Raw genomic sequence first — 22,022 nt, forward strand, 5'->3', positions numbered from 1 at the left:
ATCGTTTAAGTTTAGCCTACCCTTATATTTCTTTTACTTTGATTCATAATGAACGTTTACTTTTAAGAACAAGTGGCGATGATAAACTTTTACATGTAGTTGCTTCAATCTATGGAACCAATCTGGCTAAAAATATGGTAGAAATAGTTGGGGAAGATTTAGACTTTAAAGTGACTGGTTATGTTGCAAAACCCGAGATAACTAGAGCGAATAAAAATCATATTTCTATTTTTATAAACGGAAGATATATTAAAAACTACCTATTATCGCAATCAATAATCAAAGGCTTTAATACGTTATTAATGGTTAATCGCTTTCCTATCGCTATCGTATATATTGAAATGGATTCTTCTTTAGTTGACGTAAATGTTCATCCTGCAAAGTTGGAAGTTCGCTTTAGTAAAGAACAGGAGCTTATGAAATTAATTGAAGATACGGTTTACAAAGCCCTCAATCAGCAAGCTTTTATTAGGGAACCCTTAAAATCGTCCTCTGGCACTTTCCAAAAACCAGTTCAGGAAATGTTTGATTTAACTCTGAATTACGAGAAAGGAAATTCAGAGAATAAAATAAGTTCAACTCAAAGACTTGATGATAGGATAGACCAAACCAGCTTACAGGATAACCAAGTTGTATTTACAAAAGAGGAAAACCTGACCTATGGCAGAACCATAGAACAACAACAGATAGAAAAAACCATTACTAAGTTACCCCTTTTAGATCCAATTGCTCAGTTTCAGGGAACTTATATTATTGCTCAAAGTGAAAAAGGTTTGTATCTAATTGATCAGCATGCTGCCCATGAGCGAATCTATTTCGAAAAAAATTTAGCTTTAATGAATGAAGAAATAGGGAGTAGCCAAGAATTGTTAGTACCGATCACGATGGACTTTCCTAAATCAGAAATGATACAAATCATGATGAAACTGGACCTATTCAAAAAATATGGCCTTCAAGTCGAAGCTTTTGGAATGCAAACCTTAATGTTTCGTTCCATTCCTCAGTGGATTCCTAAAGGGGAAGAACATCTTATGATTGAAAAAATGATTCAAATGGTTCTTCATAAAAATGAAATCAATTTGGAAGAATTAAGACAAGAAATGATTGCGACAACATCATGTAAAACGGCAATTAAAGCGAATCATTATCTAACAAAGCAAGAAATGGAACAATTACTTGAACAGTTAAGACAAACTAACAATCCCTTTTCTTGTCCTCATGGTAGACCGGTAATTATCCATTTCTCCACTTATGAAATTGAAAAAATGTTTAAAAGAGTGATATAAAATGATCGTAACCACCTCATACGAACCAGACCAGGAGATGATTCTTCGAGCTATAAATATTGCCAGACAAGTTGGTGGACAATTTATAGAAAGAGGCAAATTCTCATTATTAGAATTGAATAAAAGCTATAACACAAGAGAAACAATTGTGATTGAAAAAGAACTTACGAAATATTATTCTACGGAAACAGAAAATCCTTTTTTCTTTCATCCTAGTATGGCAACACTACGTATAAATCGCTTAAAACAGGGTGATAATGATATAATGGTTGATATTTCCAAACTGAAGCTAGGTGATACTTTTTTAGATTGCACATTAGGTTTTGCTTCTGATTCAATTGTTGCTTCTTTTGTGGTAGGTTCAACTGGAAAAGTAGTCGGAATTGAAAGTCAACCCATTATTTCTGCCATTGTACAAGATGGGTTGAATCAAGGATGGCCAAAGGATAAGGATATTGATCAAGCGATGAAAAGAATTGAAGTCTTGACAAAACATTATTTACCTACACTCAAAATTTTTCCTAGTAAAAGTTTTGATGTGGTATATTTTGATCCAATGTTTCGTCAAGGCCAAAGAAAATCTTCATCAATGAATCCCTTAAGAAAGTTAGCTAATGCTGAACCTATTCAAGTAGAGGCAATTGAAGAAGCAAAAAGAGTAGCAAAAAGGATGGTTATATTAAAAGAACATATCTACAGCAGGGAATTTGAAAGACTAGGTTTTACACCCATCCACCGATCATCTTCAATCACTTATGGAATAATCAATGTGAATGGGGATGAGCAAAAATGAAAGAAAATCTATTGGTCATTGTTGGACCAACAGCTGTAGGCAAGACTGATTTAAGTATTGAAATTGCCCTTCATTTCCAAGGAGAAATAATATCTGGTGACTCGATGCAGGTCTATAAAGGCATGGATATCGGTACAGCTAAGATTAGAGTTGAAGAAATGAAAGGAATCCCTCACTATTTGATTGATGAATTCAATCCTGATTATGCTTTCTCTGTAGCTGAATTCCAAGAGATTGCAACGGCAAGAATATCAGAAATTAACAGAAGGAATCATCTTCCAATTATTGTTGGAGGTACCGGTTTATACATTAAATCGGTCACGCATCAGTATCAATTTTCAAAAGCTTCGATGAATGAATCCATTCGTTCAGAATGGTATCATTATTTGGAAATATATGGTAAAAAAGCGTTGCATCAGAAACTAGCCGATATTGATCTTGAAACAGCCAAAAAGCTACATGTCAATGATGTGAAGAGAATTATCCGAGCGTTAGAAGTTTACTATCAGACAGGAAAGACCATGTCCCAGTTGCTTAAAGAACAACAACTTAAAATTCCTTACCATTTATTGATGATAGGTTTGACTATGGATAGGGAAAAATTGTATGATAGAATCAATCGTCGAGTTGATCTCATGCTTGAACAAGGGTTAGTAGAAGAGGTAGAAAAGCTACTTGAACTAGGGTATGATGAAAGATATACTTCAATGCAAGGTATTGGGTATAAAGAAATCATAAGTTATTTAAAGGGAGATCTTTCTTTGGAAGAAGCTGTTAATCAGATAAAGCAAGGAACAAGGAGATTTGCCAAAAGACAACTTAGTTGGTTTCGTCAAATGCCTGAAATTAACTGGTTCGATATGACTGAGAGAAAGGAACAAGTACAAAAAGAAATTATGGAAAAGATTTCTCATCATTTTGCAGGAAAGCTCATATATTTGAAGAATAATTAAATATTCTATACATAACATGATATCTAGGGGGTAAAGAGATGAAACAAAGTATTAACATTCAAGATTCATTTTTAAATGTGGCACGTAAAGAGAACATACCGGTTACCATTTTTTTGATGAATGGTTTTCAACTAAGAGGATTAATTAAAGGTTTTGATAATTTTACCGTTATTCTTGAAACTGAAGGAAAACAGCAAATGGTTTATAAACATGCTATTTCTACTTTTGTACCTGCTAAAAATATTTCCTTAGCACAAGAAATGAAAGAGGAATAATTATTATTTGTATCTTTCATTCAGTAAGCATTCTTTATGAAAAACATAAGGAATGCTTTTTATTTTTATCAATATCATAGTCATATAGAGTTTTTATTATAAAGGTTGGGGTGGATATGGAATATCAAATGATTAGTCAATTAGATGCACCAAATACTGTGCAAGAGTGGTTGAATCAAAAGCAGAATGAGGATGTTTACTTTATTCTTAAAGAGGAGAATAAAACTTACGTGGTGATTAGAAGAAAAGAAGTGGATTCTGGGGGATATGGTATTAAACTAGTTGGAATTGAAGAGCAAGAGAAGGATATATTAATCAAGGTGGAATATACAAATCCTAAACCAGAAGAAATCGTTACACAAGTCATCAATTCACCTGTGACTGTTCTAGAACTTGAACAAACGAACAAACCTATTCGAATAGAAGTCCAATATAATAAATGAAGAAAATAAAGAAACTCAGCCCTAAAAAAGCCTTAAAAAGGGCTATTTTTTTAGCCAAAGATAAATCGAATTTTGGAAATCAATAGGCTTTAGCACATTTTGTTAGGCACTCGCGTATACTGTAAGGAATATGTAAATGTGAGGTGACCTATCATGAATAAGAAAGTGGCTGCTAAATCAAATCCATCCCATAAGATTCATATAGTCTTAGATAAGAATCAAGAGGTAGCTAAGTCGAAGGGACAACTGACATCGAATTACAAAGTTACCTCAACGAATTCAACGATACAGGAAAAATTCAAGGCAGTTGTCCAAGAATTAGATCGTTTAGTTGGGTTATATGAAGTGAAAAGACTTATTTTTGAAATCTTTGCATTTATTCAGATTGGCCAACAAAGGTCATCTCTAGGTTTAAAATCTGATTCTCAAGTATTTCATATGATTTTTAAAGGAAATCCTGGAACAGGGAAAACAACTGTGGCCAGAATAATAGCCAAAATGTTTAAAGAGATGGGGATTCTCTCAAAGGGACATCTTATCGAGGTGGAACGGGCTGATTTAGTAGGTGAGTATATTGGTCATACAGCCCAAAAAACAAGAGAACAAGTAAAAAAAGCCATAGGAGGAATCCTTTTTATTGATGAAGCTTATTCATTGATCAGAGGAGGCGAAAAGGATTTTGGAAGAGAATCGATCGATGCTTTGGTAAAAGCAATGGAAGATCATAAAAATGAATTTATTTTGATTTTGGCAGGCTACTCTTTTGAAATGGAGAGTTTTATCCGTTCTAACCCTGGACTTCATTCAAGATTTCCTATCCAACTTCATTTTGATGACTATTCAATTGAGCAGTTATTAGATATTGCAGAGGTAATGGTCAATGAAAGAGAATATATTTTATCTAGCTCTGCTAAACAAAAGTTGAAACAGTTTCTTACCGAAGAAATTAATAATCCACTACGAAGTTTTAGTAATGCAAGACTTGTTCGTAATTGGATTGAAAAAGCGATTCGGAATCAAGCTGTTCGTCTTATTAGTGAACAACAAATTCCAAATTCAAAACAGGTTTTGATGACCATTCAGCCTGAAGATTTTTTAGAAATTAAAATACGTGGGAAAGAATCATTCCTTTTTTAATTAAAGAAAGTCAACTTTCTTTTCCGTATTTGAGAGCCCCACAAAAGTAGTCGGAATAGCTTTTAAGGAATCCGTCACTTTTGTGGGTTTTATTATAGGGGATGTCTTTTTCGTATTAAAAGTGTATTATAGTAGTTGATGATTTTGTTAAAAAAGGGTAATGTAAAGGAATCTTTATAAGAGAAAGGAAGGACTATATATTGATGTCTGAATCAGGATTTAATGCCTTATTAAGTTAACAATATATATTAGAAGGAATGATTTTGGCATGTTTTCGTTTTTTAAATATGGCAAGGAATTCGAAAGGATAGTCATTCAAGTAGAAAAACAAATTTCGACTCGTATACAAGAGATTGATCAAATTGCAAGCTATAATCAAGGTAAAGTTTTGAAGGCTTTTCAAAACCACCATGTTTCAGATTTTCACTTACTTTCTTCAACTGGTTATGGTTATGATGACATGGGGCGGGATATGTTAGATCAAATTTATGCAGATGTATTTGAAGCTGAAGCAGGTCTAGTTCGTCCTCATATTGTATCAGGTACTCACGCTTTATCTATAGGCCTATTTGGGTTACTACGACCTGGGGATGAACTCTTATATATTACAGGTGATCCATATGATACGTTGGAAGAAGTGATTGGTATTCATGGTGAAGGTATGGGATCATTAAAAGAATGGGGAATTACATATCAATCTGTTCCTTTAACCAAACAGGGAAAAGTTAATTTTGAAGAAGTGGCCAAAAAAATCAATCAAAACACTAAAGTCATTGCGATTCAACGTTCTAGAGGATATTCATGGAGACCCTCTTTTAGTATTGAAGAAATAAAGGAGATGGTTACTTTTGTAAAGGAGATTAAACCAGATCTAATTACTTTTGTTGATAATTGTTATGGAGAATTTACTGAAAAACAAGAACCTACTGGAATTGGTGTTGATGTTATTGTTGGTTCTTTGATCAAAAATCCTGGTGGAGGTTTAGCTAAAACAGGAGGATATATTGTAGGAAAAAAAGTTTACATTGAGAAAATTTCTTACCGATTAACAGCCCCGGGTATTGGGGCGAAGGTTGGCTCCATGCATGGGCATATGGCTGACTTTTATCAAGGCTTTTTCTTAGCCCCTCATTTTGTGGGCGAAGCTTTAAAGGGGAGTATTTTTGCTGCAGCCCTATTCGAACAACTAGGTTTTGAGACCAATCCTAGTTGGAATGAAGTCAGACATGATATTATTCAAGCTGTAAAGTTCAATAATCCAAATACACTAATTACTTTTTTACAAGGGATTCAAAAAGGATCACCAATTGATTCTCACGTTATACCAGTGCCAAATCAGATTCCCGGATATCAAGATTCTGTTATTATGGCAGCAGGTACATTTATACAAGGAGCAAGTCTTGAATTATCTGGTGATGCACCTATCCGTTCTCCATATATTGCTTATGTTCAAGGTGGGCTTACCTACCACCATGTAAAATGGGGGATATTAACGGCTATCGAGATAATGGTAGACAAGGGGATTTTATCTATTGCTTAATCATATATTTTGTTTGCATTTTAGGAAAGAGGCTATATTTTGATGTGAGAGATGCCTCTTTATTTTTTATAATTTTATATGTAAGTTTTTCTAACATATTATTGACAATAAAACTAACATGAATTAAAATAAAACCATTATATGATAAGGATATATGATAAGGAGAGTTTTCATGAATGATTTTGAACGAAGAAATCGACCGCTATTTCCGATTAGTATTGTAATGGAACTTACGGAATTGTCTGCTCGACAAATTCGTTATTATGAAGACCAAGGTTTGATAAAACCAGCAAGAACCAAGGGTAGGCAACGTCTCTTCTCATTCCATGATATTGACCATCTATTAGAAATAAAAAGTCTGTTAGATAAGAAAGTAAATATAGCAGGAATAAAGGAAATTCTCTTAAGAAATGAAATAGAGCAACAAGAGCTTGAAATGAAACAATTACAACAAACACAACGGTCTGAGATCTCAAAGACAGAATTAAGACAAATTTTAAAGAGAGAAATTTTACAACAAAAGCCAGGTCAGACTTCGCTAATCCAGGGGGAGTTATCGAGATTTTTCCATTAAAACTTAAATGCGACTGCATTTGAGAATAGATAAAAAGGAGAGTATGAAGATGTCCAAATTTAGTAGAGAAGATATTATTAGGATGGCAAAGGAAGAAAATGTACGCTTTATTCGTTTAATGTTTACTGATTTAATGGGTTCTATTAAGAATGTTGAAGTACCTGTGAGTCAACTGGAAAAAGCATTGGATAATAAAATCATGTTTGATGGATCTTCTATAGAGGGATTTGTTCGTATCGAAGAATCTGATATGTATCTGTATCCTGATCTTGACACTTGGGTTGTTTTTCCATGGGGATCTGAGGAAGGAAAAGTGGCACGTTTAATTTGCGATATTTATATGCCAGATGGTACTCCGTTTGAAGGGGATCCAAGGGGAATTTTAAAAAGGGCTTTAAAAGAAGCTGAAGAATTAGGTTTTACTGCTATGAACGTTGGGCCAGAACCAGAATTCTTTCTATTTAAGACGGATGAAAAAGGAGAACCTACGTTACAATTAAACGATAATGGAGCTTATTTTGATTTAGCTCCTGTAGATTTAGGTGAAAACTGCCGACGTGATATCGTACTTACTTTAGACAGAATGGGATTTGAAGTTGAGGCTTCTCATCATGAAGTAGCTCCAGGTCAGCACGAGATTGATTTTAAATATGCTGATGCTGTTCGTACTGCAGATAACATTCAAACTTTTAAGCTAGTCGTAAAAACGATAGCTCGTAAACATGGTTTACATGCTACCTTTATGCCAAAACCCTTATATGGTGTGAATGGCTCAGGAATGCATAATCATCTTTCTTTATTTAAAGGTAATGAGAATACATTCTATGATCCAAACGATTCATTGGGGTTATCTGAAACAGCTAGATACTTTATTGCAGGCATACTTAAACATGCGCGTTCATTAGCAGCAATAACAAATCCAACAGTGAATTCATATAAAAGATTAGTTCCAGGTTACGAAGCTCCAGTATATGTTGCTTGGTCCGCACAAAATAGAAGTCCTTTAATTCGTATCCCTGCTTCCCGAGGTTTAAGTACGAGAATTGAAGTGCGTCATCCAGATCCATCAGCCAATCCATATTTAGCTTTAACTGTACTATTGAAAGCAGGATTAGATGGAATTAAGAATAAAATCAAATTGCCAGCTCCTGTCGATCGTAACATTTACGTTATGACAGAGGAAGAACGAATTGCAGAAGGAATAGATAATTTACCAGCAACTTTATTAGAAGCTATTCATGAACTATTAAAGAATGAAGTCATTCTATCTGCGCTAGGTAGCCATGCAGTGGAGCATTTTGTTGAGGCTAAACAAATTGAATGGGATCTATTTAGGACCCATGTTCATCAATGGGAAAGAGACCAATATATGAAGCTATATTAAAAAATTAAATCTATTTTAATTTAAAATGAAATCCCCCTTCATCCTTATGGAGAAGGGGGATTTATAGTAGAATTACTAATGTTAGTGAATATTTCTAAATAATCCAATTACCTTTCCTAAAATAGTCACTTGTGGTAATAAAATAGGTTTCATCGTTGAGTTTTCAGGTTGAAGTCGAATATGGTTTTTTTCTTTAAAAAATCTCTTAACCGTTGCTTCTCCCTCATCAGTCATGGCTACGACAATTTCCCCATTATTAGCTACAGGTTGCTGGCGAACAATCACATAATCTCCATCATATATACCGGCTTCAATCATGCTTTCTCCTTGAACAACAAGCATATAAACGTCATCACCATTTACAATACTAGCAGGTAGTGGAAAATAATCTTCTACATTTTCAATGGCAGTGATAGGCTCTCCAGCAGTAACCTTTCCTATCAATGGAACTCTAACCATCTCTTTGTCCATCTTAGGTAAATCATCATCTACCAAAATCTCAATAGCCCTAGGCTTTGTAGGATCTCTTCGAATTAAGCCCTTCTTTTCTAATCTAGACAAATGCCCGTGTACTGTTGAACTAGAGGCTAAACCAACAGCTTCTCCAATTTCTCTAACTGATGGGGGATAACCTTTTTCTTTCACCTTTTGTTTAATAAAATCAAAAATTGCCTTTTGTCTGTTCGATAAATTATTCATCATCATTCACCTCTGAAATACCATATCTTTCTTGTTTTTTATTATAACATAAATCAATCGATTGCGCAAACACTCGTTCGAAATTTTAGCTTGACAGGAACATTTGTTCTAAAATATAATAAAATTATAATTAAGAATAAATGTTCGGAGGGTTCTTATGAAAAGGATTTTAATAGTTTTATTTGTTATTTTAATAACGTTTGTGATCTCAACAATCGTGTATGGAAAGGAAATTAATCAGAAGAAAACGCCACAATACATTGAAGTAATAGTCCAAGAAGGTGATACATTATGGTCAATAGCCAAACCTTATTACAATGGCAAAATGGATTTTAGGGAATTGATATACAACATTCGAGAATTAAATGAATTATCAGAAGCAATGATTTATCCTGGCCAAGTGCTTAAGATTCCTCTAGACTAATTTATACTAAAATATTCTTCTTTTAGACATAATGTATTATAAAGGAGGGATAAGATGATACCGGGGTTTCCTAATGATATTGCAAGGGTAGATCCGCATTTTTTTCCACAAGAGGAATACCAGATAAGTCGAGTGAATGTGAATGAATCAACCGGAAGAGAGGAAGTCCTCCATTATTCTTATGGTCGATTTGATGATTTCAATCCATATCATCATGTTGAAACTTTAATCAATGGATACCTTCCATATGATTAGATAGGTTAATTTTTTAAACAAAGAGTAACCGCGTGTTACTCTTTACTATTTTCACCATCAGCACATTCTTGCATTGATTAAATTTCAAACTTTCATTATAATCATTTAACGTAGCACCCTATTATAGTGAAAGGAAGATATATAAAAATGAATCAATCTACGAAAATCTTTTTAGCGATGATACTTGGTATAGGGGCAGGATTTTTTATCAACCTTCTAGTTCCTGATGAAATGATTCAATTTTTGGATAAAAACATTCTGCATCTAGTAGGCGTTGGTTTTATTAAATTGATCCAATTTATAGTAGTACCATTGGTGCTTGTTTCATTAGTAACGAGTATGTCAAGTTTGGGTGACATCAAGAAAATAGGGAGATATAGCATTAAATTACTGTTTTTATATATCTTTACCTCAGTTATTTCTCTTATCATTGGTTTGATTGTGGCTTATGTTTTAAAACCAGGAATAGGCGTAGAAATGCTTCAACAAAAGGTTGAAGGAAAGCAAGGCCTTCCTTTATCTGAATGGCTATTAAGTATTATTCCTAGCAACCCTTTTGAATCGATGAGCACAGGCCATATGGTTCAAATTATTATAACGGCATTAATGTTAGGATTAGGAGTTACTCTTGCAGGAGAAAAGGGAAAACCGTTTTCTGTCTTTATCGATAGTGCAAATGAAGTTATTTTTAAGATTATGGGAATTATCTTAAGACTAGCACCTATAGGCGTTTTTTCCTTAATGGCTTCTGTGATTGCAACACAAGGATTAGGGATCATTAAGAGTTTATCATTGTATGTGATTGGATTAATCATAGCAATTTTATTGATGGCATTTGGAATTTATAGTATTCTTTTAATTGTTACAGGACAAAATCCGATTAAGTTTTGGAAGGCATTTTATCCAGCTTTTGGACTTGCATTTGGAACAGCTAGTAGTAATGCGACTCTTCCATTAGCAATGGATAATGCTGAGCATCGTTATGGTATGAAAAAGGAACTTGTTAGTTTCGCTATTCCTTTTGGAGTTTCCCTCAAAAAAGATGGTGCTGCGATTCTACAAGGTTTCACAGCAGTTTTTGTTTCTCAGATGATCGGTGCTAATTTGAGTATAAACCAAATTATTGCAGTTTTTGTAAGTGCGATCTTAGTTTCATTAAGTACTGCTGGTGTTCCTGGAGCAGGAATTATTATGATGTCTACTGTGCTAAGTGCTGCAAATTTACCGTTAGAAGCCATTGCGATTATAGCTGGTGTTGACCGTTTAACTGACACATTTAGAACAGCATTAAATGTGATTGGAGTCGTTGCAAATGCAGCGATTTTAGAGAAGTGGGAAAGGAGAACGACGTAGAAGAATGAAACAAGAAAAAATAGATCGAATTAATGAACTCTCTCGTAAATCTAAAACGGTTGGATTAACCGAAATAGAAAAAGAAGAGCAATCAAAACTTCGACAAGAATATATTGCCGCTTATCGTGAGAGTTTACGTGCACAATTACATTCTATTAAAGTCATAGATGCAAATGGAAACGACATTACACCAAATAAATTAAAAGAAGCTAAATCAAAACGAAATTTTCATTAAAGAAACGAGGAGGGTGCAGATAGATAGAAACCCTCCTTTTTGTATTCATAGGGAACTTTAAAAGTAATTGAAATATGAAAAAAAGCTATATTAGCTTATAGTTCTAAAAAATATGGTAAAATAGAAATATATAATAGCTTAAAATATAATAATTAGGGGTGAAAGGGTATTGTTATCTAGAAATTTAGACAAAGCAAGAGAAGCATACAAGAGTAATAATAAAGAAGCAAGTAAAATTGTACATCAACAAAGAAAACATGCTCCTGAAGGACATAACCAAGAACAAGGCCAATACATAAAAAGTTTTATATATGGTGGGTTAGATGGTATAATTACAACTTTTGCAGTTGTTGCTGGAGTTGCTGGTGCACAGCTTTCTTCAGGTATTGTGCTAATCATGGGTTTTGCTAACCTGATTGCGGATGGTCTCTCAATGGCAATTGGCGACTATTTAAGTACAAAGGCTGAAAATGAATTTAAACAGTCAGAAAGGGAACGAGAACTTTGGGAAGTGGAAAATTTTCCAGAGGGGGAAAAACAAGAGTTAATTGAACTTTATGTGGCAAAAGGAATGGATGAATCTGACGCTAAAGTCGTTACTGAGATTATTTCCAAAAATAAAGAAGCCTGGGTTGATATTATGATGGTTGAAGAATTAGGGATTTTAGAAGAAAATGAATCACCTGTAAAAAATGCGATTGTAACTTTTATTTCGTTTTCGGTTTTTGGTTTTATTCCATTAGTTATTTATGTAGTTGCAGGCTTTACTCCAGGGATTCAAAACTTCACATTTCTTATCGCAATCATTCTTACCGGATTTACTTTATTTGTTTTAGGTGCATTAAAAGTAAAGTTTGTTGACAAGCATTGGTTTACATCCGGGTTAGAAATGCTAATTGTCGGTGGGATCGCTGCTGCTTCGGCTTATGGAATAGGGATCTTATTATCAGGATTAGCGTAAATTATATTCTAATTAGCTGAAATGGATATACAACACAAAATGTATTTAGGAACGCCTAATGGTGTTCTTTTTTTATTTATATCTAGATGAGTGACCTTCGATTTGTCCTCTACATATTTTAATAATGACAAATCATGAGAGGGGATAAACCATGGGTATAATTAGCTTGATTTTAGTAGCAACTGCAGTGAGTATTGATGGATTTTGGGGTGGATTTTCTTTTGGATTACGCAAAATCAAAATCTCATATTTGTCTTTAATGATCATTTCTTCTTGGTCTGTGGTTGGAACGATGATAACGATGGTGCTAGGTAGTAAATTGCAAGACTATATTTCATTAAATATTGGGAAATATATAGGTGCGATATTATTATTCTTATTAGGGCTATTCACCTTGATAGAGGGAGTTAAACAAAAAAAGAAGCTAAATTAAACCAAAAAGTGATTAGTAATCTTAAAGTAAAGAATTTAATTAAAGTGATAAACAATCCGATTCTAGCCGATATTGACCAAGAAAACGATATTAAGCCGATAGAAGGAATGATATTAGGGATTGCTGTAGCTATGGATGCTTCCATTGCAGCATTTACTTTATCCTTTTTTGACTTGAATCCTTATCTTACACCATTTTTATTTGGACTAATGCACTTTATTCTAATAGGTTTGGGTAATATACTGGCTAGAAAAAATATAATCAATGTATTTGTTGAGAATTTTTCTTTGTTGCCAGGTATTATTTTAGTTACTCTTGCTATTATTAGGTTAATGTAAAAGAATTGCAAAGTTGTTTTTCTATATATCTGAATCAATTTCATAAATGAAATTCATTGATACACAAGGTTTTCAAGCGACAAAAAAAGGAGTACCTCCCCAAAATCTCGAAATAAGTAAGTGATTAGAAAACTTAAGAGATTGGAGGATGACTCCCTATGTCTATTATACGACAAGGAAGCCTGTTTACACTAGAAGAATTGTTTGATATGGAACCTACCTATCGATTTGATGCCATATTTTCAACAATTAGCATCAATACAATATTAGTGGCAGTTTCCAAAAAAACATCATATGGCGCACTAAATTATGCTGCCATGATATTCGTTAGTTGCAAGAGTAACAGAGTGTATTCCAACTATTAAAGATCTTGTTAAACGTCTAAAAAACGATTTCATATTTCGCTTAGATTGTGGATTTCATTTATCTGATGAGATTCCATCAGAAGCTTCATTTTCAAGATTTATTCGCAAGATAAAAGAAGCAAATATCCTTGAACAAATCAATAAAGACCTTATCATCCAAGCCACTGAAGAAGGCTTCGTTGAAGACGAGCATATAGCTATTGATGCTACACACATTGAATCTAGAGATCGTTTTATTCCCAGCGATGAACCTACTGACAATTCACCAATGCAACCCAAAAAGCGTGGTCGTAAGAAAAAAGAAGAACTGGAAGCTTGGCAAAAAGAGCAAGAAGAAATCGAAAAAAACTTACCCCTTGAACCCAAATGGGGAGTAAAGAAAAATTCTGAGAATATTGGTATGGCTATAAAGGACACTTTGCTGTTGGAACAAAAAGTCAATATCTACTCTTACCATTATTATCATCAGCGAATATGAATGATTCTAAAGTTGCTATTTACAATGTGCACGCTGTAACGCTTTACAAGACGTCTTCCTACTTTGAATCCAAGTTTATGCAGTTCATTTCTTATTCGCCTAACCTCAAATGAAGGCTCTTTATAGTGGATTCTATCAATAACATTCTTAATGTTGATTTCGTCTTGTGATGGATCAATTTCAACTGGCACATGATAAGCGGTCGATCTTGAAAGACTGATGAGGCTACATTGACGTTTTATCGTCAACTTTGAACCCTTAAAATCAATTAATGACTTTTTTCCTCATTTGTGAAACCTGATTGTGCTTTTTTTAAACCAATCTATATCAAGAGTTAGTTCGCCAATTTTCTTTACAAGAAGCTGCTTTTCTTCTTCATATTCTTTTTTCAGCTTTTCGATATCTTCATTTTTTTATTGAAGACTGCTGCCATATTCCCGACGAATTCGGCTTTCCAACGACTTAAGACTGGTTGTGCGATATCATATTTCTTTGATATTTCAACCAATGTATTTTCTTCTCTTTTTACTCATCATATTTATATCATAACTTATTTTCAAGGAATTGTGTCCAACCTTATGTGTACATTATATTGCGCATGCTTTGGGGTGGGAGGTTTTAGTATGAGTAAAATTATTGTGGGAGGAAAAATAACCTTTTCAACCAAATAACGGAATTTACTTTAATGAGGGGGCTAACAAGTAAAAAAGAGGTAGTATGTAAGCAAAAAAATATGGAAAAGAGGGTTTCTCCTTGGTAGAATCATATTTGCGAAAACAGATTCAAAGGAGTGAAACCCTCATGAAAAAGAATATCACAAAATACCTTACTTTAAAAGAGATAGAACAGTTAGTTTGGAGGAATTTGCAGGAAACCTTTTCGACGGTCATGAAATTACTCTTAGAAGACCTTGATCAACAAATTGCAGAAGAACGAGATAAACAAAGATATCATCTGCAAGATAAGAGAAAGTTAACCATTGACAGCTTGTTTGGTGAGATAGAGATTAATCGTACATACTACCGTGATCGAAAGACTAATGAACATGTTTACCTTCTCGATCGTTACTTAGGTTTTGAAGGGGCAAAAGGGTTTAGCCCAATGCTTGAAGAAGCAGCCATAGAACTAGCTGTATCAGGACCATCTTATCGAAAAGCAGCGAATACCCTTGAGACTATCCTTGGTTATCGGGTCATGAGTCATGAAGCCATTCGCCAACATTTGTTGAAGGTGGAAGCCATACAGAAAGAACAACAGAAGATTCATTCACCCGTATTGTTTGTGGAAGTAGATGGTTTATATATAAAGCGACAAGAGAAGCAAATCAAGGGTAAAGAAGAAAAAAATTGCAGCAGTTCATCAAGGATGGGAGGTTAACGGGAAGCGAGTAACTTTGCAAGAAAAGCGTCATTATATTCACCGAGGAAAAGAGCCCTTTTGGGAAGGGTTTGAGAATTTCCTGATGGAAACATATGACTATGATCCTACGGTGCATCGTCTTGTTATAAATGGAGATGGGGCAGGATGGATTACTGCTTGCCGTGACTACTTCAAGGATAGGGCCTTCTTCAGTATTGATCGATTTCATATTGCAAGAGATATTCGAAGATTATTTCGAGACCATCCCCGTTATAAGGCAATGCAGAAAGCACTAGCAGCTTATGATGGAGAGAAACTGATGACAGAATTAAACAGTGCCGTAGGCACATTGGGAGACGAAGCAAAAGAAAAACGATTGGAAGAGCTTATTAAGCAATTAGAACAATATCCGGAAGCGTTAGGGGATTATAGAAAATGGTTAAAGGAACAAGGGATTGATACAACAGGAATGCGTCCGATGGGAAGTGCAGAAGCAACGATGAGTGTATTTGCAAAGCGCATGAAAAATGGGCGGAGTTGGGTTGAAAAAGGTGTTAGTGCCATGATGACAGCGATTGTTGCATTTCTTGATAAATTATCTTTAAAAACACTGTTTGGACGAGTTGAAAAATGGTCAGAAAGCAAAGAAGAAAAACCAGCAAAACATTACGTTAAAAAGGTCGTAAGAACCATAGGTAAAGTTACACGAGACAATATGATGTATCTAAAAAATAAAGCGAATATCCCTGTATATGAAGCACTAAAAGAATTAAAAGGATTTTAAAAAATAAAATATGATCTACTTTGGGAAAGGCTTAAGTACTGAAAACGCTTACGTAAATGAGGATGGAATAATATTCCTCCAACAAATCCTTGACACAGACGAGGTTTTATAATTACTACCATCAAACTCTTAAATCTGGTATACTCACATAGTGGGCAATTAGTAAAGGAAAGCTTATATTTAGCTTTTTATATAGAGTATTAGAGTTTTAAGGAGGGAAAATGATGCTAGATCAAAAAAACAATTGTTTATAATCCTACAATAATCGAACCAAAATGGCAAAAATTTTGGGAGGAAAACAAAACCTTTAAAGTTCTAAATGATGATACCAAACCGAAGTTTTACGCGTTGGACATGTTTTCATACCCATCCGGTGCCGGTCTTTATGTTGGCCATCCGGAAGGATATACGGCAACAGATATCGTATCACGTTATAAACGGATGAAAGGATATAATGTATTGCATCCGATGGGCTGGGACGCTTTTGGGCTCCCGGCAGAACAGCATGCGTTGGATACCTGAGAACATCCTCGAGATATTACGTTTAAAAACATAGATAATTTCCGACGTCAGATTAAGTCATTGGGATTTTCCTACGATTGGGACCGTGAATTTAGTACAACTGATCCGGATTATTATAAATGGACCCAGTGGATTTTTTTGCAACTATATAAAAAGGATTAGCCTATGTTTCGGAAGAACCGGTTAATTGGTGTCCTGCATTGGGAACAGTGCTAGCTAATGAGGAAGTTATTGACGGAAAAAGTGAGCGTGGCAGGCATCCGGTTATCCGCAAACCGATGCGGCAGTGGGTACTGAAAATAACAGCATATGCAGAGCGTCTGCTTGAAGATTTAGAAGAATTAGACTGGCCTGAGAGTATAAAAGAAATGCAGCGCAATTGGATTGGTAAATCCAATTGCGCTGAAGTATACTTTGATATCGCTGGATTTATAATGGAAATGAAGAAAAATTAAAAGTCTTTACAACCCGTCCTGATACCTTATTTGGTGCTACATACTGCGTATTGGCACCTGAACATGAATTAGTACATAAAATTACTACCGCGCGAGAAGCGATGGAACATTTTGTGCAGATGCTTTCTCCAATAGCACTGCACATTGCTGAAGAGCTATCGCAGATTCTCGGCAACACGGAAACGATAACTTACCAACCTTGGCCGGAATACGATGAAGAGCTAACTATTGAAAACGAAGTAGAAATAGTTGTCCAAGTAAACGGTAAAATTATGGAACGGGCAAATATTCCAACCGATATGGACAAGGATGCAATGATTGAAATGGCACTTGATCTGGAAAAAGTAAAAGCAGCGATCGAAGGAAAAACACTTTGGAAAAAGATTGCTGTACCGGGTAAACTGGTTAATATTGTGGTAGGATAAAACCTACCACAATTTTTTCATAGGTGAGGGGGAAGCTGGATGCCAACAAGGATGAAATTAACTGATATTGATTTGATCAATGTTTTAAGTTCTCCAGACTTGAGTGATTATTTCAAGGAGTTTCGGGAAAAACAGTTTTTTAAAAAAGAAGTAATTTTTACTCCTAATGAGCACAGTAACTTTATTTTTTTAATAAAGACCGGTCGGGTACGGGTTTATCTGGTAAGTGAAGACAAAGAATTTACGTTATCTATTTTAGAACCGGGTGATATTTTTAGTACTCATACCAGAGCATTTTGTCAAGCCTTAGAAATTACTACAATATTAGTTGCTGATATTCAGGTTTTAAGAAAGATAATCGCAGAAATACCTGATGTAGCATTAATTATGGTTCATGTGCTTGGCGATTTACTGAAAAATTCCATCACTATTATTAATGGTTTGGCTTTTAAAGAAGCTCGCATGAGATTGGCAGAATTTATTATTAAAGCTGTAGAGGATAAGGGAATGCAAACAGCAGACGGCATTAGGGTAGAAATAGGGTTAACTACTGAAGAATTGGCTATGATTATAGGCTCTACCCGACAAACAGTATCTATGCTTTTAAATGACTTTCGTAAATCAGATATCCTTAAAAAAATTGATCGGCGATCTTTCCTCATTCAAAATTTACCAAAGCTTGAGCAGTTGGCAATGGAATAAAAACAAATTTCAGATTAATTTTTATTTTTATCGAATACTGTCGGTTACCCGACAGTATTTTTTTTCTGTGCTTGCTACAATGAATGTGATAAATATCACAGTGATATATAACGGGAGGTTAAAGAATGAAGGAGAAATTATTATCAGTGGAAGATTTAACCATTGATACAGGTGTACAGCAAATGATCCTCAAGTCACGTGATGAAGGCGTTAAAACTGCATTTGATCGCAACTCGGAAATCGGTGCACGCTGTACGTTTGGAGAATTGGGGGTTTGTTGTAAGCGCTGTCTTGCCGGACCGTGCCGCATTTTACCCGGAGGTAAAGGTCCTCAAACAGGAGTGTGCGGTGCTACTGCTGACCAGATAGTAGCAAGGAACTTTTTGGAGATGGTGGCCCAAGGAATGGCTCCTCACATTGAGCATGCCAGAGAAGTTGCATTGACCCTGTTAGAAACAGCAGAAGGGAAAGCACCATATGAGATTAAAAACCCGGAAAAATTAATCAATATTGCCTCAAGATTAGGATTAACAGTAGATGGCAAAGAAATTGAGGAAGTGGCTAAAGATGTTGCTTTAAAAGCTTTGGAAAGCTTTCAACAGCAGTATGGAATACTACCTTGGTTAGAAATGAATGCTAATCAAAAAACTCTGGCAAGATGGAAAGAGTTAAATATAATACCGGCAAATGCCCATCAGGAGTTAACAGTTGCTATTAATCGTGTAACCATGGGCTCCGATGCCGATCCGGTCAACCTGTTACTCGGTGTTATGAGATTAGGTATAACTGACGGATATGCCGGATTACACCTGTCTACTGATTTACAGGATGTTCTGTTCGGTACTCCTGGTCTAGTGAAGTCCAAATATCGTTTAGGTGTAATTAAAGAAAAAATGGTGAATATTTCTGTACATGGTCATATACCTATGCTTGCAGATAAGGTGGTTGAGTGGGCAGAAAAGCTTGAAGATGAAGCTAAAGCTGTTGGCGCTGAAGGGATTAACGTATTTGGAATCTGCTGTTCAGCCAATGAAGTTTTAATGCGCAAAGGTATACCTGTAGCAACTAATTTTGCCAGTCAAGAAGCCCCCATTTTAACAGGCGCTGTTGAAGCTATGGCAGTTGACATTCAATGTGTAATGCCTAGTTTACCTACGGTGTCAAATGATTACCATACAGAGGTAATTACTTCCCTCCCCTACTCCAAAATCCCGGGGGCTTCTCATATTGAATTTACTCCGGCAAAGGCTGACGAGGTGGCACAAGCCGTTGTCCGTAAAGGTATAGCTAATTTTGGGAAAAGAGATCCGGAAAAAATGCAAATTCCACCGGAAATTGTTGATGCTTATGCCGGATTTTCTACTGAACAAATCGTCGAGGCTCTCAAAAATGTAAACCCGGAAGATCCGTTAAAGCCATTAGTAGACAATATTAAGGCCGGTAATATTTTAGGTGTTGTAGCGTTGGTAGGCTGTACAAATCCAAGGGTTAAGCAGGATTGGGCAAATGTAGAAATGGCAAAGGAACTGCTAAAGCATAATGTGATGGTTGTGGCTACAGGTTGTTCCGCCCATTCTTTAGGTAAATTCGGATTACTATCATCTGAAGGATTGGAGTACTGTGGTGATGGATTAAAACAGGTTCTTACAGCTGTTGGTCAGGCTAATGGTATGGAAGCTCTACCTTCTGTTCTGCATATGGGTAGCTGCGTTGATAATTCACGCATAGCTGACTTGGTAAGTGCTTTAGCTGATTATATCGGTGTAGAAGCAAAGGATTTACCTGTTGCGGGTTCAACGCCTGAAATAATGAATCCTAAAGCATTAGCCATTGGTGCTTATTTCCTTGCTCATGGTGTAGACGTCCATGTTGGGATTATGCCGCCTATCGGTGGATCAGAGTTGGTTACTAATGTTTTAACGGGAAGTAAAGAAGAACATGAATTAACAACTGATGGTCTATTTGGAGGAAAAGTAATCTACGAGAAGGATCCTATCGAAGCAGCGCATGTGGTAATAGAAAGAATAAAGCAAAAAAGAGCTGAACTATTTGGAGAGTGAACTCGTTCAGCTAAAGCTGAACATCGGGGAATCAGGTGGAGAGTCCACTCCACCTGATTAATATCCCACTTATAGAAATGGGGACTTAGTCCCATATTTAAAAGATAAATACAAATTCAAAAATTATAGGGGCTGATATCATTGTTAGATAAAGGAATGAAAATTGCTGTATCGGGTAAAGGCGGAGTAGGAAAGACTTCTCTTTCCTCCCTCCTTGCACATATCTTTGCGCAAGAGGGAAAGCAGGTTTTAGCAGTTGATGCCGACCCGGATGCCAATTTCGGGACAGCATTGGGTTTTCCGCAAGATATACTGGATAAATTGACTACTATTGCTGAAGATAAAAAATTAATTAAAGAGCGTACCGGTGCAGAACCGGGGAAAACCGGTCAGGTATTTTCACTTAATCCCCGTGTTAGTGATATTCCGGAAAAATATGCAGTAGAGCATAACGGAATAAAGCTAATGCAAATGGGGAATGTAGTGACAGGTGGTGCCGGATGTGCGTGTCCGGAAAATAGTCTTCTAAAACAGTTACTTCGTCATCTTGTTGTTAAGGCGGATGATACCGTGATTGTAGATATGGAAGCGGGCTTAGAACATCTAGGACGCGGAACTGCTGAAGGAGTGGATGCATTTATTGTTGTGGTTGAACCGGGGCAAAGGAGTTTTCAGACAGCCAGGGCGGTAGTGAAATTAGCTCAAGACTTAGGAGTTACAAAAGTTTATGCAGTCGCAAACAAGGTTCGTTCCGGTGATGAAGAAATCATTAAAAAATCCTTAGACTTTATACCTATTTTAGGAATAATGCCATATGACCCGGAAGTAATTTCTGCGGATTTGTCAGGTGCAGGTGTTTTTCATAGCGCTCCAAAAAGTGTTGAATTTGGTTACAAAATATATGAACGATTATTAGAAGAAATGACCAATACCGAGGAAATGGCAATTTAACATTTAGAAAGTAGGGGGAAATATGCATATACCTGACGGAATACTTGAAGTGGAAGTTTGGGGTACTGCTACAATATTAGTAGGAGCCGTAATGTATAAAGGAGTTAATTATTCAAAAAAATATGGAAAGGTATATGGATCCAGTTATGGGGGTAATGGCAGCCTTTATTTTTGCATCTCAAATGATTAATTTTCCTTTACTTGGTGCTGCTGCTTCAGGGCACTTAATTGGTAGTGCTCTGGCAGAGATCTTATTTGGCTTTTGGCCTGCATTTATTATGACGACTGTTATTACTATAAAGGCTTTTATTTTTCAAGATGGAGGTATTTCCGTCTTGGGTGTTAACATTCTAAATATGGCAATAATTGCTCCTGCATTAGCAGTGTTAATTAAAAAAATCGCACGTATTGTTCATTTACCGATATTTTTAACAGCCTTTTTAAGCGGTTGGGTATCTGTTGTAGGAATTTCCTTTATGGGGGCTTTAGAATTAGCATTATCCGGGGTAGTGCCGTTTTTTAGCTGCAAAGATTCTTTTCCTTTGGCATGCATTAATTGGAATAGGTGAAGGTTTAATAACAGCTTTATTACTTCCTTTTGCTATACGCTCTTCTTTTAAACTTATCAGTGAGGAGGCAATGCCATCGTGAAAAAGGTACTAATGGTTTGGTTTATCATTACAATATTAGTTGGGGGCTTTCTATCTTTACTATCTTCATCTTTTATCACCGGCACATTGTCCGATTATACGGTTTTTGGTATGGATTCTTGGCTGGGGTCCAGTTTTGCCGGCTTGACAGGAGTTCTTTTAACTTTTTCTTTATTTTTAGTACTTGG

Annotated in this window: 23 protein-coding genes and 3 pseudogenes; 25 read left to right on the top strand and 1 reads right to left on the bottom strand. The window is 35.6% G+C overall.

Going from position 1 to position 22,022, the window contains the following annotated elements:
* From mutL to glnA, 9 genes are all read left to right on the top strand, one after another.
* Window positions 1-1,286: DNA mismatch repair endonuclease MutL (mutL, locus tag U473_RS05120; RefSeq protein WP_068724027.1), on the top strand; the 1,286-nt coding region annotated here is incomplete at its 5' end.
* Between the two features lies 1 nt (window position 1,287).
* Window positions 1,288-2,079: a class I SAM-dependent methyltransferase gene (locus U473_RS05125; RefSeq protein WP_068724029.1), complete on the top strand. Its 792-nt coding sequence runs from the start codon at window positions 1,288-1,290 to the stop codon at window positions 2,077-2,079.
* A complete protein-coding gene (gene miaA, locus U473_RS05130) occupies window positions 2,076-3,032 on the top strand; it encodes a tRNA (adenosine(37)-N6)-dimethylallyltransferase MiaA (protein WP_068724032.1) in 957 nt (318 codons plus the stop codon). Before U473_RS05125 ends, miaA begins: the two co-directional genes overlap by 4 nt.
* 38 nt (window positions 3,033-3,070) lie before the next feature.
* Window positions 3,071-3,307: an RNA chaperone Hfq gene (hfq, locus tag U473_RS05135; protein ID WP_068724034.1), complete on the top strand. Its 237-nt coding sequence runs from the start codon at window positions 3,071-3,073 to the stop codon at window positions 3,305-3,307.
* Between the two features lie 116 nt (window positions 3,308-3,423).
* Window positions 3,424-3,750, top strand: a complete 327-nt coding sequence (locus U473_RS05140; protein ID WP_068724037.1) for a protease complex subunit PrcB family protein — start codon at window positions 3,424-3,426, stop codon at window positions 3,748-3,750.
* A 153-nt stretch (window positions 3,751-3,903) separates the two neighbouring features.
* Window positions 3,904-4,887 carry an AAA family ATPase gene (locus tag U473_RS05145; protein WP_068724039.1) on the top strand — a complete coding sequence of 328 codons (984 nt, stop codon included), beginning with the start codon at window positions 3,904-3,906 and terminating at the stop codon, window positions 4,885-4,887.
* A gap of 268 nt (window positions 4,888-5,155) precedes the next feature.
* Window positions 5,156-6,427, top strand: coding sequence for a methionine gamma-lyase family protein (locus tag U473_RS05150; protein ID WP_068724041.1), 1,272 nt, complete (start codon window positions 5,156-5,158; stop codon window positions 6,425-6,427).
* Window positions 6,428-6,599: 172 nt separating this feature from the next.
* Window positions 6,600-7,001 carry a MerR family transcriptional regulator gene (locus U473_RS05155; protein ID WP_068724044.1) on the top strand — a complete coding sequence of 134 codons (402 nt, stop codon included), beginning with the start codon at window positions 6,600-6,602 and terminating at the stop codon, window positions 6,999-7,001.
* A gap of 49 nt (window positions 7,002-7,050) precedes the next feature.
* A complete protein-coding gene (glnA, locus tag U473_RS05160) occupies window positions 7,051-8,385 on the top strand; it encodes a type I glutamate--ammonia ligase (protein WP_068724046.1) in 1,335 nt (444 codons plus the stop codon).
* 81 nt (window positions 8,386-8,466) lie between these two features.
* On the opposite strand, the gene lexA is transcribed toward glnA, so the two are convergent.
* Window positions 8,467-9,084, bottom strand: coding sequence for a transcriptional repressor LexA (gene lexA, locus U473_RS05165; RefSeq protein WP_068724048.1), 618 nt, complete (start codon window positions 9,082-9,084; stop codon window positions 8,467-8,469).
* Between the two features lie 157 nt (window positions 9,085-9,241).
* Here lexA and yneA point away from each other — a divergent pair, with 157 nt between their 5' ends.
* The 16 genes and pseudogenes from yneA to U473_RS15150 form a co-directional block, all read left to right on the top strand.
* Window positions 9,242-9,508, top strand: a complete 267-nt coding sequence (yneA, locus tag U473_RS05170) for a cell division suppressor protein YneA (RefSeq protein ID WP_068724051.1) — start codon at window positions 9,242-9,244, stop codon at window positions 9,506-9,508.
* Window positions 9,509-9,562: 54 nt separating this feature from the next.
* Window positions 9,563-9,763 carry a hypothetical protein gene (locus U473_RS05175; RefSeq protein WP_068724054.1) on the top strand — a complete coding sequence of 67 codons (201 nt, stop codon included), beginning with the start codon at window positions 9,563-9,565 and terminating at the stop codon, window positions 9,761-9,763.
* A gap of 147 nt (window positions 9,764-9,910) precedes the next feature.
* Complete coding sequence (locus U473_RS05180) at window positions 9,911-11,116, top strand: dicarboxylate/amino acid:cation symporter (protein WP_068724056.1); 1,206 nt, start codon at window positions 9,911-9,913, stop codon at window positions 11,114-11,116.
* Between the two features lie 4 nt (window positions 11,117-11,120).
* Window positions 11,121-11,351 (top strand): DUF896 domain-containing protein, encoded by a 231-nt coding sequence (locus tag U473_RS05185; RefSeq protein ID WP_068724059.1) that lies wholly within the window; start codon window positions 11,121-11,123, stop codon window positions 11,349-11,351.
* Between the two features lie 169 nt (window positions 11,352-11,520).
* On the top strand, window positions 11,521-12,312 hold the full coding sequence (locus U473_RS05190; RefSeq protein WP_068724060.1) for a VIT1/CCC1 transporter family protein: 792 nt from the start codon (window positions 11,521-11,523) through the stop codon (window positions 12,310-12,312).
* Window positions 12,313-12,463: 151 nt separating this feature from the next.
* Window positions 12,464-12,745, top strand: a complete 282-nt coding sequence (locus tag U473_RS05195) for a manganese efflux pump (protein ID WP_068724061.1) — start codon at window positions 12,464-12,466, stop codon at window positions 12,743-12,745.
* 44 nt (window positions 12,746-12,789) lie between these two features.
* The gene (locus U473_RS05200) at window positions 12,790-13,083 is read left to right on the top strand and encodes a manganese efflux pump (RefSeq protein ID WP_153012005.1); all 294 of its coding nucleotides are present in this window, start codon (window positions 12,790-12,792) and stop codon (window positions 13,081-13,083) included.
* Between the two features lie 158 nt (window positions 13,084-13,241).
* Window positions 13,242-13,946: pseudogene (locus tag U473_RS14180) on the top strand (transposase); the annotation flags it as partial.
* 781 nt (window positions 13,947-14,727) lie between these two features.
* Window positions 14,728-16,069, top strand: a pseudogene (locus U473_RS05215) (ISLre2 family transposase).
* 243 nt (window positions 16,070-16,312) lie between these two features.
* Window positions 16,313-17,144: pseudogene (locus tag U473_RS05220) on the top strand (class I tRNA ligase family protein); the annotation flags it as partial.
* Between the two features lie 3 nt (window positions 17,145-17,147).
* Window positions 17,148-17,471: a class I tRNA ligase family protein gene (locus tag U473_RS15645; RefSeq protein ID WP_201024206.1), complete on the top strand. Its 324-nt coding sequence runs from the start codon at window positions 17,148-17,150 to the stop codon at window positions 17,469-17,471.
* Window positions 17,472-17,510: 39 nt separating this feature from the next.
* On the top strand, window positions 17,511-18,173 hold the full coding sequence (locus U473_RS05225; protein WP_068724068.1) for a Crp/Fnr family transcriptional regulator: 663 nt from the start codon (window positions 17,511-17,513) through the stop codon (window positions 18,171-18,173).
* A 125-nt stretch (window positions 18,174-18,298) separates the two neighbouring features.
* Window positions 18,299-20,233 (top strand): anaerobic carbon-monoxide dehydrogenase catalytic subunit, encoded by a 1,935-nt coding sequence (gene cooS / locus U473_RS05230; protein ID WP_068724071.1) that lies wholly within the window; start codon window positions 18,299-18,301, stop codon window positions 20,231-20,233.
* A gap of 141 nt (window positions 20,234-20,374) precedes the next feature.
* A complete protein-coding gene (locus tag U473_RS05235; protein WP_068724073.1) occupies window positions 20,375-21,184 on the top strand; it encodes an ATP-binding protein in 810 nt (269 codons plus the stop codon).
* 134 nt (window positions 21,185-21,318) lie between these two features.
* Window positions 21,319-21,753: an energy-coupling factor ABC transporter permease gene (locus tag U473_RS05240; protein ID WP_235589068.1), complete on the top strand. Its 435-nt coding sequence runs from the start codon at window positions 21,319-21,321 to the stop codon at window positions 21,751-21,753.
* Between the two features lie 78 nt (window positions 21,754-21,831).
* A partial coding sequence (locus tag U473_RS15150; RefSeq protein ID WP_068724075.1) for a PDGLE domain-containing protein occupies window positions 21,832-22,022 on the top strand: 191 nt, incomplete at its 3' end.

The sequence above is a fragment of the Tepidibacillus decaturensis genome, assembly GCF_001561915.1.
Lineage (GTDB): Bacteria > Bacillota > Bacilli > Tepidibacillales > Tepidibacillaceae > Tepidibacillus_B > Tepidibacillus_B infernus.

What these genes read in the sequence shown, in the direction of transcription:
- U473_RS05225 (WP_068724068.1), top strand. Translation starts at nt 17,511, where the DNA reads ATGCCAACAAGGATGAAATTAACTGATATTGATTTGATCAATGTTTTA.
- U473_RS15645 (WP_201024206.1), top strand. Translation starts at nt 17,148, where the DNA reads ATGGAACATTTTGTGCAGATGCTTTCTCCAATAGCACTGCACATTGCT.
- U473_RS05240 (WP_235589068.1), top strand. Translation starts at nt 21,319, where the DNA reads ATGGATCCAGTTATGGGGGTAATGGCAGCCTTTATTTTTGCATCTCAA.
- U473_RS05195 (WP_068724061.1), top strand. Translation starts at nt 12,464, where the DNA reads ATGGGTATAATTAGCTTGATTTTAGTAGCAACTGCAGTGAGTATTGAT.
- U473_RS05180 (WP_068724056.1), top strand. Translation starts at nt 9,911, where the DNA reads ATGAATCAATCTACGAAAATCTTTTTAGCGATGATACTTGGTATAGGG.
- U473_RS05155 (WP_068724044.1), top strand. Translation starts at nt 6,600, where the DNA reads ATGAATGATTTTGAACGAAGAAATCGACCGCTATTTCCGATTAGTATT.
- U473_RS05145 (WP_068724039.1), top strand. Translation starts at nt 3,904, where the DNA reads ATGAATAAGAAAGTGGCTGCTAAATCAAATCCATCCCATAAGATTCAT.
- cooS (WP_068724071.1), top strand. Translation starts at nt 18,299, where the DNA reads ATGAAGGAGAAATTATTATCAGTGGAAGATTTAACCATTGATACAGGT.
- U473_RS05185 (WP_068724059.1), top strand. Translation starts at nt 11,121, where the DNA reads ATGAAACAAGAAAAAATAGATCGAATTAATGAACTCTCTCGTAAATCT.
- U473_RS05150 (WP_068724041.1), top strand. Translation starts at nt 5,156, where the DNA reads ATGTTTTCGTTTTTTAAATATGGCAAGGAATTCGAAAGGATAGTCATT.
- U473_RS05140 (WP_068724037.1), top strand. Translation starts at nt 3,424, where the DNA reads ATGGAATATCAAATGATTAGTCAATTAGATGCACCAAATACTGTGCAA.
- lexA (WP_068724048.1), bottom strand. Translation starts at nt 9,084, where the DNA reads ATGAATAATTTATCGAACAGACAAAAGGCAATTTTTGATTTTATTAAA.
- U473_RS05175 (WP_068724054.1), top strand. Translation starts at nt 9,563, where the DNA reads ATGATACCGGGGTTTCCTAATGATATTGCAAGGGTAGATCCGCATTTT.
- yneA (WP_068724051.1), top strand. Translation starts at nt 9,242, where the DNA reads ATGAAAAGGATTTTAATAGTTTTATTTGTTATTTTAATAACGTTTGTG.
- glnA (WP_068724046.1), top strand. Translation starts at nt 7,051, where the DNA reads ATGTCCAAATTTAGTAGAGAAGATATTATTAGGATGGCAAAGGAAGAA.
- hfq (WP_068724034.1), top strand. Translation starts at nt 3,071, where the DNA reads ATGAAACAAAGTATTAACATTCAAGATTCATTTTTAAATGTGGCACGT.
- miaA (WP_068724032.1), top strand. Translation starts at nt 2,076, where the DNA reads ATGAAAGAAAATCTATTGGTCATTGTTGGACCAACAGCTGTAGGCAAG.
- U473_RS05125 (WP_068724029.1), top strand. Translation starts at nt 1,288, where the DNA reads ATGATCGTAACCACCTCATACGAACCAGACCAGGAGATGATTCTTCGA.